Below are 14,147 nucleotides of genomic sequence, written 5' to 3' on the forward strand. Positions count from 1 at the left end.
CCAGCCGTAATACGGGAGCGAAGTGGCAATCAACTCATTCCCGTATTACGGCTTCGCCTAATACGGGCTACAAAACTGAATTACACCATAAATCACATGAGACAATAAAAAGAATGTATCATGTGTCAGGTGTTACTTTCGTTTGCACGTACTTGTGCTAGGGTTATTAAAGCACTGGCTTGAATCCTGGATTCTATATGGGTTATACAGACCCGTGCCTAAAGAACCCGAGCCACTTCTAACTTTGTTAGGTTTAATATCTTTTTGATCACATACTTTGGAAGCATTCCAAATTTGCGCTGCACTCCATGTGCCACATCCGCCAGGTTTATCTGAGCATATATTCTGACCAACCAGTTGATTTTTATTGCTCCCACAGTCAAATCGATATACACAAAACTGTGCTACTGCACTATCTCCTTTACACTCACCATCGGCATAAAGGCTCTGAGATGATATCAAGAGCACTAATGTTGCAATCTTTAAAATGTTCATCATCCATTCCTTTAATATTAATACAAATATAAGTGTAGTATAATGGGCTATGTTTTCAATTCACTTAAAATCTTATCCATTACTGACATTACGTTAAAAATAAATACAGAATTAACACTGCCAGATATTGCCCCATGTTGTCATAAGGGAATACAATATAATAGACATATCAATAAAGACAGAAACCTATGCGCCCCATATTCATTATATTGATTATTGCTTTAGTTTTTTTACAACATAAGCTTTGGCTGGGTGATGGTAATGTTATTCAATGGATTAAACTGGAAAAACGGCTGAGCGATCATCAGCATGAAAACAGTAAATTAGCTGCTCGCAACAGAGCTCTGGAAGCAGATATTAAAGAACTCAAAGGCGGTGATCAGGCTTTAGAAGAACAAGCCCGCTATGAATTGGGCATGATTAAGGAAAATGAAATTTATTACCAATTCGTGGATTAACCAGAATCAAACAGCGATTAAATCCAAATCTTTTGGTGGTTGCTTGTCCCATAAACTCAAAACAAAACCCCCGCCACCAGAGCCCGTGGGTTTCACGGCACTGGCGCCAACAGAAAATAGCTGATTCATATGCTGTTGTAAACCTTCGCTGACCAGGCCCCATTGAATAAAACAGTCTGCTGCTTTGTTCATTGCTTTGGCCAGATTATCTATTGCCTCAGTCCCCCCTGCTTCCAGGGAAATTCTTGACTCTTGCACTGCTGCAACCATTTGCTGATCTAATTGCTCCGCGAGGATGGGATTTTTATTCCACAAATTTTGCACTTGCTGAATACAATGGGAGGTAATGCCTATTTGATTACAGGAAGATAAATACCATTGCGGTTGAATGACCTGTTTTAAAGCGACACACTCCCCTGCCTTAAAATAAACACCGCCATCCGAAGCGACTCCGGCAATATCCAAACCACTGCTTTTACCATGAAACAAATGCTCTAACTCTCGGGCAAATTCATTACACTTGTCACTCTCAATCATCTGCCGGGCACAAAACCACCTGCTCATGGCCACGCATAATGCCGCAGAAGCCCCCATGCCCACCCCCACTGGAATATTGCTTTCCAAATGAAAATGGCCAACAGCCTGGTTTAGAGAATGCCCCAGGAGCTGCATACCTTGCTCTAATACACTCCAGAATAACAGATGCATATCAGACCCGCTGCTTCCTGTATAATCAGCGCTCAAGGTTTTAGAAGAAGAACTGTGGCTCAAAATCAGCTTTTTTTCTTTAATAGGGAACACTAAGGCTTCATGCCCTCTAACCACAGCATGTTCGCCGGCCAGGATCCATTTGCCATAGGTAGTCGTTGTAAAATCATAAAACATCGTAATTACCTAACAAATGATCTGATTTAAAGCGGCGGGCCATTTCAGCCTGGTCTTCCCTGTAGAGTAAATGGATATTAGGACCAGCATCCATAGTAACGATGGGGCCATCACCGTGTGTATCCCAATGGGTTTGCAGCAGTTTTAAAACCGCAAGGCTTTTATCAGTGATGTAATGAAAAGGTTGCTCGCAGGTACTGAATAAATTATGCATGTCGTGAAATTCACGCCAGCAAATTTGATAGACGCTTTGCCAATCTTCAGCACCGAGCGCGGCAAGTAACAATTTCAGATTTTCTTCAGCACGCTGATTGCGTTTCGCATAAAACACACTGGTTTTTACCCGCTTATGTGCCTCGCTGGATGAAACGGCTTTTTCCTCACCACTGATCACAATAACCTGATGTATCAAATTGGTATAGGGCAAATCGATACCACCTACTTCGTTTTCTTTCCACAAAGCCCAGGGGGTATAAAAAGAACGGCAGGAAGAACCTGAACCAAGTCTGCTTAACTGTGCCTGCTCGTCAATTGAAGGCAACTCTTTACTGGTTAATTCGCTTAAAGCATTTGCCGCGCATTTGGTCAAGGCTGCAAAACTTGAAGCAGAACTTGCCAAACCACTACCATGCGGAAAATTATTACTGGATTGAATTAAAAAACCACCAGAATAGCCAAAATATTCTTTGAGGCGAACCAAGTGATCTATAAATCTCTTTTGACCTGTAGCAGATAAACGAAACTCTCCAGCACCAGGAATTTGCAGCGGCTCCCAAATGTCCTTTTTGCCTGGCAGAGCTTCCAGTTTTACCGTACTTAATAAATTATTCAGGGTATAAGACAACGAGGAATTGTCAGGAAGATTCGAATTCGTATCCCTCTTTCCCATATATTTTATTAAAGCAATATTTGCAGGAGCCTGGGCAAGCCAATGCATACAATAATCCCCTGATTTTAATTATGTGTTAATCGTTTGTAATTTTGATGAAGCCAATTGAGCCGTAGGGGTATTGGGGTAAGTTCTTATTACCTGCTGCAGGCGTCTTCTCGCTTCTTCATTATTTCCGGTGGCCGCATAAGCATAACCGGATTTAAGCATACAGGCCGCAGCTTTACTTGACGATGGGAATTGCTGTAAGACAATTTCAAAATGTTCTATGGCTTGAGAGTAATCTCGTTTAACCATGTATAACTCACCTAACCAATATTCAGCATTTGCAGTGTACCCACCTTTTGGGTATTTTTGCACAAAAGTCTGCATAGCCGTTGTGGCTTCATCATATTGCTTGTTTTTTACTAATTCATAAGCGGCCAGATAACTGATTTGCTCATCAGCGGGATTCACCCTTGATACAGCAATCACGGGTTGAGTTGCAGGCGCCTTTACCATTTTGGGTTGATTAGAGGCTGGCGGAACCATTTTGGGCGTCTGAGAAGTCACTGTTTTGGATCCTATATTCAACTCGGTTGGCGGTTTGGCCTGAGCGGATTGAGCACTGCTTCCCAATCGGGCATCCAGATCTTTATAAAAAGCAACCTGTTGTTGCTGCAGCAGTTTTAAATCATGTGCCTGAACTTCAAGTTGTCCTCTTAACTCTTGAACTTCCTGTTGCAGGCTTTGTATTTTATCAATTAAGCGGGCGCTGTCATTAATGTTATTGGCTGAACTACCGCCTTGATCTTCTTTAACCAGTGCCGGACCTTCATCAGAGGGATAATTATTCGATTGATAACCATCATTCTGTGAACCGTCCAATTGGGCATGTTCCATCTGCGCCTGATCGTATTTGGGATTAACAACAGGGGCTTCGTCAGCCACCTGTTGTCCATCATATATTGCAAAATTGTCACTATCGTCGATTACAGGAGCCTCTGACCAGACAGTCAAAGGAACTAATAATGAAAAACACGCGGCGATAATGGTTTTTTTGCAATGGATCATCTTGTAGCCTCATAAGTAAATTCTACACGTCGGTTTTGAGCGTGAGATGCGTCATCATGCCCATAATTTGCAGGGCGTTCTTTACCGTAACTTACAACACGAACTTGTTGTCTGCTTACACCAGCCATACGTAAAATATCAGCTACAGTGTTCGCACGGTGTTCACCAAGTGCTACGTTATATTCACGGCTTCCACGTTCGTCAGTATGTCCAGCCAGTAACACTCTTGCTCCTGGGTGGTTTTTCAAATATTCAGCCTGTGCATTAACAGAAGGCAGATATTTGGATGCTAAAGTACTGTCATCATAAGAGAACAAATACAATTGGTTATGAGGAGCCTGGGTTGTATAAGATTCACCTGGTTCCTGGCCAGCAAAACGAGTCATTCTACCTAAGCCTTGCGCAGAAGCATCAGCATCACCTACCATTGCACCGCCATCAGCACTGCCTGGTGTTTTTGAACAGGCAGTAACTAACACTATGCTCGCAGCCAGCAGACCCAACTTAAAAAACGATCCGGCTTTCATCCTCAATCTCCTTTGTTCTTTTTATTATTAAAAAATTGTACATGATCCTCTTGGGGTGCCATTGTACAATTCTTTTTATTTCTTTGCTATTGTCTACTCCTGTTTTATATGAGAAATGACAAAGCTGGCTGTCAGTGCTGTAAATTGTCGTGCTGCTTCATTGGCTGCCAACACTCCGCCATAAGGCGTATCTTTTTGACAGGGAATTTGCAGGCTGATAATCCGCGAACCAATTACTGTACTGTCACTGGTGCGTGTAAGTACTACTTTAACTGAAAAATTGATGAAACTTGGTTTTTTCAAAAAATTTTGTTCAAAAGCAAGTACCTGGCTGTCCAGGCGGTAATCTGCCTTTTCGTTATAAGGGCTTGAAGTCACCGCAGAAAAGTAGCCGGTTCTCTGCATGCTTTGAATTAACAAAGGAAACAGCATTTCCGCAGGAGTAGCTGTCCATGAATTCTTTGCAAAAGCTTCCAGTTTAAAGGGTTTATCCACATAGAGCATTTCCTGAGTCTGATAGCTCGCTGTGGCTTCAGGAGCCGTGACCAGGAGACTTGTGGCTCTTGGTTTTTTGCTCCATTGTTTGGTGCTGAATGAACTGATCTGATATTCATTCGTTACGGGAACTTTGACTGCTGAGCATCCAGCAAGACCCAGTATCACGATAAAGATTGCGAGAATTCTCATGGTTACTCTCCTGGTCCCGGTTTAGGTGGTGTCGTTCCCCGAATCACAACCGATGGATTCTGACGCATTTCATTACTTACTTTTTCAAGATTCGCAGCAATATTGTTTAACCGGCGTAATAAAACAATCGCAGGCGGAATGGTTTGCTGTGATAATTTATCAATAGTGTTTTTACCGGCAACCATTGTTTTTGACACATCTTTTCCGGCAATACTGATGCTTTCAGCCAAGGAATTAAACTTGTTAATGCCTGTTTTTAATTCTTGTAACATTTGAGGAAAGTCTTTACTTACTTTTGCCATATTTTCCAAAAATAAATCAGCGCTTACCAGACTGTGATCAATGTGGGAACTGTCTCGGGCAAAAACGGCAGTCAATTGCTCTATGTTAGCCAGGGAGTTTTTAATATACGTCGCGTTTTCCTCGTTAAAGATACGTTGTGTCTGATTGCTGACCTTATTCACATTTTCAGACACCTCTTTCAGGATTGAATCGAGCTGATTGAATAATGAGGGTTTGGCAGGAATAACGGGGTAAGGTTCGCCAGGCATTTTCTGTAAAGGAGTCAGTGTGGGCGAGCCGGCAGACAAACCGACATAGGTGACACCCGTGATTCCTTGAGAAATCAAGGTGGCAGACGTACTAGTAGTCACCGGTGTGCCTTGTTCAATACTTAGTAGAATTTCTACCTGTCGCGGATCATTTTTATTCAGACGAATCCGTTTAACAAAACCAACTTTCACCCCGTTGAACTTCACCGGAGAATCCTCGCTTAAACCTGCAGCAGACTCATGAAGGTACACTGTGTAGAAAGAATATTCCTTTTGGTTAAAACCAACAGACAGCCAAAGAGCGGCGGACAAAAGCCCGGCTGTCAGGATAAGGACCACTAAACCTACTATGGTGTAATTGGTTTTTGATTCCAAGGATCGTGTTTCCTCTGTTAAATTATATAAAACTCTTTAAAACTTACTGAAATAATCAGCAATTAACGGGTTTTTATTTTTCATTAATTCTTTAATCGGTTCTACACTTAAAATTTTCCCGTCACCAACAAAAGCAACGCGGTCTGTAGTCCTTTTTAAAGATTCTATATCATGGCTGACCATGACTATAGTTAAATTCAGCGCATCCCTTAAAAAAACGACCAGATCATCAAAAAGTCTGGCTCCACGTGGATCTAATCCTGTTGTTGGTTCATCAAGAAACAGCAATTCAGGATCCATGGCAATGGCTCTTGCCGCAGCCGCCCTTCTCTGCATACCGCCACTCAGTTCTGAAGGCAACTTACCCGCTGAATCCAGGGGTAATCCCACTAATGAGATTTTTAAACGCGCCAACTCCTCCATAAATTCCGGTGCCAAATTGGTAAATTCTCGCATAGGGAACATGATATTTTCCAGCACATTCATTGCGGAAAACAAGGCACTGTGCTGAAAGAGCATACCCCAACGCCTGCGAAGCTTAAATGCTTCCTGCGAATCAAGGCTATAAATATCTTCACCAAATACTTTAATACTACCAGCCGTCGGTTTCAACAGCATCAATAAACTGCGTAGTATGGTTGTTTTACCGCTACCTGATCCACCGATAATGGCAAGAATTTCACCTTTTTCAACGGTAAGGTTAACATCTGTATGAACCCAGTGACCACCCAAAAAATTCTTCATTCCTTTGATTTCGATGACGGCTTCACTCATGTCAAAGCCTCATCCAACTGTACACTACAGAAAATGCAGCATCTGCAATAATAATCAGAAACAAGGATTGAACCACACTTTTAGTGGTCTGGCTTCCTATACTTGACGCACTGGACTCCACTCGAAAACCTTGAAAGCATCCAACCAAAGCCACAATCAAGGCAAATGCGGGTGCTTTATACAAGCCTAACATCATTTGTGACAGGCCAACGGAATCTCTCAAGCGCAGTAAAAAATCATCAAACTCTATATCCAGCATGGTGTGCGACATAATCATCGCCCCCAAAACACTGAATACGTCAGCCCAGAAAATTAATAAGGGAAAAACGAGTAACAGGCCAAGAACCTTGGGCAAAACAAGAAGCTCTGTTGGTGATAATCCCATGGTCAGCAAGGCATCCACCTCTTCATTGATTTTCATGCTGCCAATCTGTGCCGTGAACGCAGAACTGGTTCTTCCTGCGACAATAATTGCAGTGATGAGAGGGGCAAATTCACGGAAAATTGCCATGCCTGATAAATAAGCGATGAAACTGTTGGCTCCATAGGTAGCCAGTTGCAAACCCATTTGGTAAGCAAGAACAACGCCAATCAGAAAAGACAATAAGGCAATGATTGGTAAGGCTTTAATTCCTGCTGAATCAATATTGGAAATAACACTGGGAATCTGAAAGCGTCGCCAGTTTCCCAAGGCTTCAAAAATCTTGGTGCTTAAATCACCAATCAAAATGATAATGCCATCCGCCTGCACTAATTTATTTTCGGCTTCTTTACCAATTGTATATAGAATTCCTTCTTTGGCTGGTTCAGGAATTTCATAAACTAAAGAGTCTTTTTTAGTTTCAATTAAATCGATGAGTTGGTGTTGTGCTTCGGAAAAATGGGTTAGTTCAATCTGATTTTCATTTTGTTTGAGCGCATCGATGATCTTGATCAGACCTAAGGCACCTGCACTATCAAAAGAACTGATGCCCTTGCCATCAATGATTATTTTTTGCGACTGCGGCAAATTTAAGGACAGAAATTGTTTGGCCAAATGACCAAGCGCCAAAACAGACCAGGAACCAGTACACTGGAATTGGTTCTGTTCTTGATCAAACGTGATTTGAGCAGTGGTCTGGTCCATAATCTCTTTAGGTAATAAGCGCTAACACTTTAATTTTCCTAGGATAATACAGAAAGGTATTAAACCGCAAAGGTAAATTGTGAGTGGGGCATTAACATTGACTCTTAATAAACCCGTCATAAACCCATCCTCCTGAGTGCCCCGTCGTCCTGAGCGCGTCTTTTTGCGCGAAGGATCTCCAAATGCTGGCACTGTGTCAATTTCAGGAGATCCTTCGCGCAAAAAGACGCGCTCAGGACGACGAACTCTTATTAAAGCACGGGAGCCGTTTCCTGAAGATGTTCAACCGAATTTCTGAGCAAGTCCACTGTTTTTCCTGAATCTGTAGAAGGCGTAAAAAGAGTAAAGCGTCCGTGGTGAAATGAGTTTCCGGCAATGGCAATCAAACCTATTCCCGTCAGGGCAATTAACAAGTTCAGTACTATTTCTTTCCAGCCGCGGTGGGTTTTCAGAGTTTGCACGTGTTCCGTCTTATCTTCCAAGGTCGCTTTAGACCTGGTTTTAAACTCATCAAGAGAAATCAGGCCATTAGCATACTCATCAGCCGCAGATTTTATACTCTTATGAATGCAAGATGCCGCGTTCATTGCTGCATAATAAGTTTCTGCTTTAAGTGTATTGTTTTTTGTAGTGCATTCTTCAGCGTAATGGAGAAAATCATCAATTTTGCGATCCATCCGGGACAATAGATCTAAAATCGGAGTCAATTCATGTACTCGCTTTTCTCTTTTGTCTTCAACCGCCATCATTACTCCTTGATTTAACGCATGTATCGCGGGCGCATTCTATGCTTTTTTTTTGCCCATATCTATATGTTAAGTAGAATAATTAAGCCAACAAAAGACCAAAAACAACAAATCAATATCTAAATGGCTATTTTATAGTGCATATCAAGGAAAACAAAGCAATAATTGATCATATTTTGTACTATAATTAATGGATACAAATATAGCTTTGGAGTCAAAAATGGACTATCACATCTCTAACTATACTGTTTCGGTTAAATCGCTTTTGCCCTTTGCCTTGTTTATTGGTGCCTTATCTTTTACGTCTCCAAGCAATGCAGCCCCCAGAGAGATTAACCGCACCATAACCCCGTCAGTATATGTAGCTCCGGGAGAGCACGTGGCTTATTATGTGCGTTATTATTATAACAGGCCTTATTATAGCCCTTACTACAGAACTTATTATCGTCCTTATTACAGGCCTTACTACTATAGACCTTATTACAGGCCCTATTACTATAATCGCTATTATTATCGCTGGTAATTAAAGTTCTCGGATGACGTTTTATGTTTTAAAAGGGTGAGTTGCTTTGTTTTACTCACCCTGTTCTATGGTTTGCTTTGTCTGTTTATGATAAAATCAGTACCATTTTTCTAAAATCCAGATATCAGGCATGCATAACGACTACAGCCAATTTGAACAGCGCAAACGTGATCATATTGAACTGGCATTGATGCCGACCAATCAAAGCAGTGAATTAAACCCTTTTGATCATTTTAATCTGATGCACGAAGCGTTGCCGGATCTTGATTTTAAGGAAATCAGTATCGCCAGTACCCGTTTTAATAAAGTCGTTGAAAAGCCATTTATAGTCAGTTCCATGACTGCCGGCCATTCTAATGCAATAAACATCAACAAGCGTCTTATTCATGCATGCTCACAAACCCAGTGGGCTATGGGTGTAGGATCGCAGCGTCGCGAATTAACCGATAAACAAGCCTCTTTTGAATGGGAATTGCTCAGACGTGATTTTCCCACAGTCAGCTTATTCAGCAATCTGGGCATTGCACAGATAATTGATACCCCCATTTCAGCAATACAACGTTTAATCGATGCCTTGCATGCTGAAGCCCTGATTATCCACTGTAACCCACTGCAAGAATGCATACAGCCAGAAGGCACTACCGATTTCAAAGGCTGTTGGGATGCTCTGGAGCAATTAGTTAAAATATTACCCTCCCCTGTCATAGTTAAAGAAACGGGATGCGGATTTTCAAAAGCCAGCTTAACCCGTTTAAACAACATCGGCGTTGCCGCTGTTGATGTCAGCGGAGTCGGTGGTACGCATTGGGGCCGCATTGAAGGACACAGAGCCGTACATGATCCTCTGCGTCATCAAACGGCAGACACCTTCCGTAATTGGGGAGTGGATACCATACAAAGCGTAAAAAACGCCGCAGCCATTAATCCTCAATTTGAAATCTGGGGCTCAGGCGGTGTACGTCATGGTCTTGATGCCGCCAAACTTTTCGCCTTAGGCGCCACAACGGTAGGCTTTGCCAAGCCCATGCTTGAAGCAGCTTTAAATTCTGTTGAACAGGTTTTGGGTAAAATGGCCATTATTGAATACGAATTAAAAACTGCCATGTTCTGTACCGGCAGCAGCATAATCAGTGATTTAAAGGAGAAGGCATGTCCATAGCTTCCAATGCCAACGAATTATTTCGTGGATTCTCAAAATTATCTCGTGAAGAACGATTTCAACGTCTTCTAGAGCTGGGTGCTGTGACTCAGGAAGATATCAACTTTCTCCAACAAGGGGGCATCAAGGATTTAAATCTTGCTGACAAACTTATAGAAAATGTCATTGGTTATTTTCAATTACCTTTAGGGGTTGCTACCAATTTTAACATCAATGGCCGCGATTACGTTATTCCATTGGCTGTTGAAGAAACTTCCATCATTGCGGCTCTGTCCAAATCAGCAAAATGGATCAGGCAACACGGTGAAATTAATACCTGGATTGAAGGTGATTGCATTCTTGGACAGATTCAATTAGCCAAAGTAAAAGATTTTCAACGATTTTCGCGCATTTTCGCCGAAAACCGCCAGTATTTAATCGAAAAAGCCAATGAAGATGTAGCTGCCAGTATGGTCAGGCGTGGCGGTGGTGTGATTGATTTGCAATTACGCCAGTTAAAAAGAGAAGATGACTCCGATATGGCTGTTATTCACTTAACCATGAACAGCTGTGATGCTATGGGCGCCAACATCATTAACCAGGTTTTGGAATATTTAAAAACACCCATAGAACATCTTACTGGTGAAACCGTCACCATGTGTATTTTATCCAATTTAAACGATCAAAAGCTCACAACAGCCCGAGTCACTATTCGTGATATTGACCCCGTTCTGGGGCATAAATTACAAGAAGCATCTCTCTTTGCTGAAATGGATCCCTACCGGGCTGCAACACATAATAAAGGCGTGATGAATGGTATTGATCCGGTGTTAATTGCAACAGGTAATGACTGGCGCGCTGTAGAAGCAGGCATGCATGCCTACGCTGCCCGCTCAGGACAATATCAGGCAATCACACGCTGGCGTTATGAAAATAATGTACTGACTGGTGAATTAACTGCTCCCCTCATTGTAGGTACTGTGGGCGGGGTTACATCACTTCACCCTACTGCCAAAATGTGTTTGCGCATGATGGACATCACTTCTGCAAATCAACTCTCTCAAGTCATTGCTGCCGTAGGCCTGGTGCAGAATTTAGGCGCTATTAAAGCTTTATGTACTGATGGCATTATTCAGGGCCACATGAAATTACATATTGATAATTTGCTTTTAGTTGCAGGAGCCAATGAACGGGAAATGCCTGTGCTTAAAGAGCGCTTACAAGAATGGCTGGATTTAAATAAAAGAGTAAGCCTTATCAATGCACGTGATTTGCTGGCTAAAATCAGACAAACACCCTTAACCGTATGAAATGGCGCATCCCGGCAAAAACCTTTCTTCTCGGTGAATATGCCGCCATCGCCGAAGCATCGGCAATTATTTTAACAACAACGCCCTGCTTCGAACTTTCCCTTAAACCTGCTGGCGGCATTTCGAAGATTCATCCTCAATCCCCTGCAGGGCTCTGGTGGCAGCAACAGAATTATTCTGCTTCAACCCTTTCATGGGTAGATCCCTATAAAGGCAAAGGGGGATTAGGAGCCTCCAGTGCCCAATTTCTGGCCTGTTATTTGGCCAGTTGCCATGTACAAAATAAAACTCCAGACATGGATTCCATGCTTGCCGCCTATTATCAATCGGCCTGGTCGGGCGAAGGGTTAAGACCCAGTGGATATGATGTCATAGCCCAATCTCAAAGTGGCTGTGTCTTCATTAATCGCCAAAAAAAAGTCATCCAATCCAGTTCATGGCCTTTTAAAGACTTATCTTTTCTCTTGCTTCATACGGGCATTAAATTAGCAACTCACCATCATCTTAAAGAATCAACCCTGCCTGAACGAATAGACTATCTGTCACATCTGGTTGACCTTGCTCAAAAGGCATTTGAACACGAAGACAGCCAACTCCTGATTCAATCAATAACTGATTATCATCAGGCACTTACAGAATTAAATCTGGTGGCACAACACAGTCAGGACTTCATTCGTATCATAAAATCCTGGCCAGAAACCAAGGCAATAAAAGGATGCGGTGCTATGGGTGCCGATATTTTATTAGTATTGACTGAGCCTAAGCATCTGCTTTCTGTAAAAAGAAAAGCACGAGCGCACAATTTGATGGTGTTAGCAACAGAAAAAGAACTGGCTGCTTCCGATAAGTATATTATTGTTTAATTATATAAATTTGTTTACAAAGACAAATCAAACACAGGTTTCTGCTGCAATAATATCAACATAATCTAAAAATAATCACTAAAAACACTTGAATTTTTATGCTAATCCGGTATGATTTCAGCCTCTTTAGGGCCGTTAGCTCAGTTGGTAGAGCAGGAGGCTTTTAACCTCTGTGTCATAAGTTCGAATCTTATACGGCCCACCAGTTTTAGTAGTAGGCAATACCAACAGTATATTTGAAGTACAAAAAATGTTTACCCTGTAAAGGGCCGTTAGCTCAGTTGGTAGAGCAGGAGGCTTTTAACCTCTGTGTCATAAGTTCGAATCTTATACGGCCCACCATTTTTGGTTAAACCACTCTTCTCAAAAAACCAAAAAACAGAGTATTCACTTTCAAACCCATACCCATTGCGCTCGTAGCTCAGCTGGATAGAGTACTTGGCTTCGAACCAAGGTGTCGGGGGTTCGAGTCCCTCCGAGCGCGCCAATCATTACATTATAATGGGTATTCTCTAGATGAACGTAAAGCATGTCTCTTATTACAAAAAGTATTTATTCCTTTTAGGCATGGTTTTACCCTTAAAGTTAATAGCCATACCTCCAGGAGAAGTGGTCGATGCATGTATAGAATCCGTAGCTATAGAAGATGGTATGACATTCACAGAAATGAAAAATCCTAGCGGTAAAGACTTTAGTGAGGGCGGACCAGTTTTCGAAAATGAATGTTATACAGATATGGAAATTATTTCTGAAGATGTCCATTATGGACGCTCAGAATGCCATGGTGCTGCCTCTGTATTCATTAATGGACATAATTTATCCCTGGATGAGGCAAAGAATTTTTCAATAAATCCCTATATAGGGCCGGGTTCTCCCATAAGTTTTCATGCTAGATGGTGGAAAATAGGTTATAGAAAAAAAACATATTTATGCATCGAGCAAACTCTATCTGATTCAGGGACTGGGGCTGCTCGTGAACAATATTATATTATTGAAAATGTGATGCCTTTCGATATACCAGTTCTTTATTATTATCTCTTCGAAACCGATGTAATGCCCTTGACCATGAGCTGGCCAGAACAGGAAAAAATAAAAAAAGAATTCCCATTTTTTAAATTTTCGCCAGATAAAGATGAAGAATATAGATAATATGAATGGGGACAAGCCTCAATAAATTTGGGTCGAACCGGGACGGACTCCTTCACTATTAGAGCATCTTGGTTAAGGAGTCACAACTTTTGGACTATTTATTTGGGATCAGAATAAGTAATAGTACCTGCGCCATCAACATAAGTATCAGGAAACAGATAGCCAAAATAACTGTCGCCGTTTCGAATAAAAGATTCAGAAAACCTGCCAAACTGATATCTATTAAAACCAGAATTAAAGCCAAAATTAAAAGAATTACCTTCCTTATTTTTAATAGACGCTACCCATAAAAGATCTTTAAATTTACCATCCTTTAAAGTTACTTGTGCCTTACCGTTAACGGTTTGATTTAAAAATTTAAAAGAAACAAGCGCATCATTTACAACCTCCTCACCCACTCCTTTGATTTTTGATGGATCATAACTTACAAGAGCAGTTCCTTTTTCACCCTGATAGGTACCGGATATTACATCCACATTCACCTGCTTTTGCGTTAATTCATTGGCGACTTGGGCATTTAGAAAGTGAGGAAACACTAGCAAAGCGATGAATGCCCGTAAAATCATTTTTATTGAATACATGGTCTGTCTCCATTATA

General features: G+C 41.6%; 16 protein-coding genes and 3 tRNA genes. 9 read left to right on the top strand and 10 right to left on the bottom strand.

Going from position 1 to position 14,147, the window contains the following annotated elements:
* Positions 1-683 precede the first annotated feature (683 nt).
* Complete coding sequence (ftsB, locus tag B094_RS0108645; RefSeq protein ID WP_018577411.1) at positions 684-953, top strand: cell division protein FtsB; 270 nt, start codon at positions 684-686, stop codon at positions 951-953.
* 6 nt (positions 954-959) lie between these two features.
* On the opposite strand, the gene B094_RS0108650 is transcribed toward ftsB, so the two are convergent.
* The 9 genes from B094_RS0108650 to B094_RS17300 form a co-directional block, all read right to left on the bottom strand.
* A complete protein-coding gene (locus tag B094_RS0108650) occupies positions 960-1,838 on the bottom strand; it encodes a mevalonate kinase family protein (protein ID WP_018577412.1) in 879 nt (292 codons plus the stop codon).
* A complete protein-coding gene (locus B094_RS0108655; protein WP_018577413.1) occupies positions 1,828-2,775 on the bottom strand; it encodes a diphosphomevalonate decarboxylase in 948 nt (315 codons plus the stop codon). Before B094_RS0108655 ends, B094_RS0108650 begins: the two co-directional genes overlap by 11 nt.
* Positions 2,776-2,796: 21 nt before the next feature.
* A complete protein-coding gene (gene ybgF, locus B094_RS0108660) occupies positions 2,797-3,780 on the bottom strand; it encodes a tol-pal system protein YbgF (protein WP_018577414.1) in 984 nt (327 codons plus the stop codon).
* Positions 3,777-4,307, bottom strand: a complete 531-nt coding sequence (pal, locus tag B094_RS0108665) for a peptidoglycan-associated lipoprotein Pal (protein ID WP_018577415.1) — start codon at positions 4,305-4,307, stop codon at positions 3,777-3,779. Before pal ends, ybgF begins: the two co-directional genes overlap by 4 nt.
* Before the next feature lie 93 nt (positions 4,308-4,400).
* On the bottom strand, positions 4,401-4,994 hold the full coding sequence (locus tag B094_RS0108670) for an ABC-type transport auxiliary lipoprotein family protein (RefSeq protein WP_018577416.1): 594 nt from the start codon (positions 4,992-4,994) through the stop codon (positions 4,401-4,403).
* A 2-nt stretch (positions 4,995-4,996) separates the two neighbouring features.
* Positions 4,997-5,920 (bottom strand): MlaD family protein, encoded by a 924-nt coding sequence (locus B094_RS0108675; RefSeq protein WP_018577417.1) that lies wholly within the window; start codon positions 5,918-5,920, stop codon positions 4,997-4,999.
* 36 nt (positions 5,921-5,956) lie between these two features.
* Positions 5,957-6,694, bottom strand: coding sequence for an ABC transporter ATP-binding protein (locus tag B094_RS0108680; protein ID WP_018577418.1), 738 nt, complete (start codon positions 6,692-6,694; stop codon positions 5,957-5,959).
* Position 6,695: 1 nt separating this feature from the next.
* On the bottom strand, positions 6,696-7,820 hold the full coding sequence (locus tag B094_RS0108685) for an ABC transporter permease (RefSeq protein ID WP_018577419.1): 1,125 nt from the start codon (positions 7,818-7,820) through the stop codon (positions 6,696-6,698).
* Between the two features lie 251 nt (positions 7,821-8,071).
* Complete coding sequence (locus B094_RS17300; protein WP_155823761.1) at positions 8,072-8,569, bottom strand: hypothetical protein; 498 nt, start codon at positions 8,567-8,569, stop codon at positions 8,072-8,074.
* A gap of 217 nt (positions 8,570-8,786) precedes the next feature.
* Here B094_RS17300 and B094_RS0108695 point away from each other — a divergent pair, with 217 nt between their 5' ends.
* From B094_RS0108695 to B094_RS16500, 8 genes are all read left to right on the top strand, one after another.
* A complete protein-coding gene (locus tag B094_RS0108695) occupies positions 8,787-9,089 on the top strand; it encodes a hypothetical protein (RefSeq protein WP_018577421.1) in 303 nt (100 codons plus the stop codon).
* A 130-nt stretch (positions 9,090-9,219) separates the two neighbouring features.
* Positions 9,220-10,248 (top strand): type 2 isopentenyl-diphosphate Delta-isomerase, encoded by a 1,029-nt coding sequence (fni, locus tag B094_RS0108700; protein ID WP_018577422.1) that lies wholly within the window; start codon positions 9,220-9,222, stop codon positions 10,246-10,248.
* Entirely contained in the window at positions 10,239-11,537 is a 1,299-nt protein-coding gene (locus B094_RS0108705) for a hydroxymethylglutaryl-CoA reductase, degradative (RefSeq protein WP_018577423.1), read from the top strand. The genes fni and B094_RS0108705 overlap by 10 nt, the downstream gene beginning before the upstream one ends.
* Positions 11,534-12,400, top strand: coding sequence for a hypothetical protein (locus tag B094_RS0108710; protein ID WP_018577424.1), 867 nt, complete (start codon positions 11,534-11,536; stop codon positions 12,398-12,400). Before B094_RS0108705 ends, B094_RS0108710 begins: the two co-directional genes overlap by 4 nt.
* A gap of 129 nt (positions 12,401-12,529) precedes the next feature.
* Positions 12,530-12,605 (top strand) — tRNA-Lys (locus tag B094_RS0108715).
* A 61-nt stretch (positions 12,606-12,666) separates the two neighbouring features.
* Positions 12,667-12,742, top strand: a tRNA-Lys gene (locus tag B094_RS0108720).
* 68 nt (positions 12,743-12,810) lie between these two features.
* Positions 12,811-12,887, top strand: a tRNA-Arg gene (locus B094_RS0108725).
* Between the two features lie 29 nt (positions 12,888-12,916).
* Entirely contained in the window at positions 12,917-13,549 is a 633-nt protein-coding gene (locus B094_RS16500) for a hypothetical protein (RefSeq protein WP_018577425.1), read from the top strand.
* 98 nt (positions 13,550-13,647) lie between these two features.
* On the opposite strand, the gene B094_RS0108735 is transcribed toward B094_RS16500, so the two are convergent.
* On the bottom strand, positions 13,648-14,130 hold the full coding sequence (locus B094_RS0108735; RefSeq protein ID WP_018577426.1) for a hypothetical protein: 483 nt from the start codon (positions 14,128-14,130) through the stop codon (positions 13,648-13,650).
* Positions 14,131-14,147 lie beyond the last annotated feature (17 nt).

Source organism: Legionella shakespearei DSM 23087 (assembly GCF_000373765.1).
GTDB classification, from domain to species: Bacteria; Pseudomonadota; Gammaproteobacteria; order Legionellales; family Legionellaceae; genus Legionella; species Legionella shakespearei.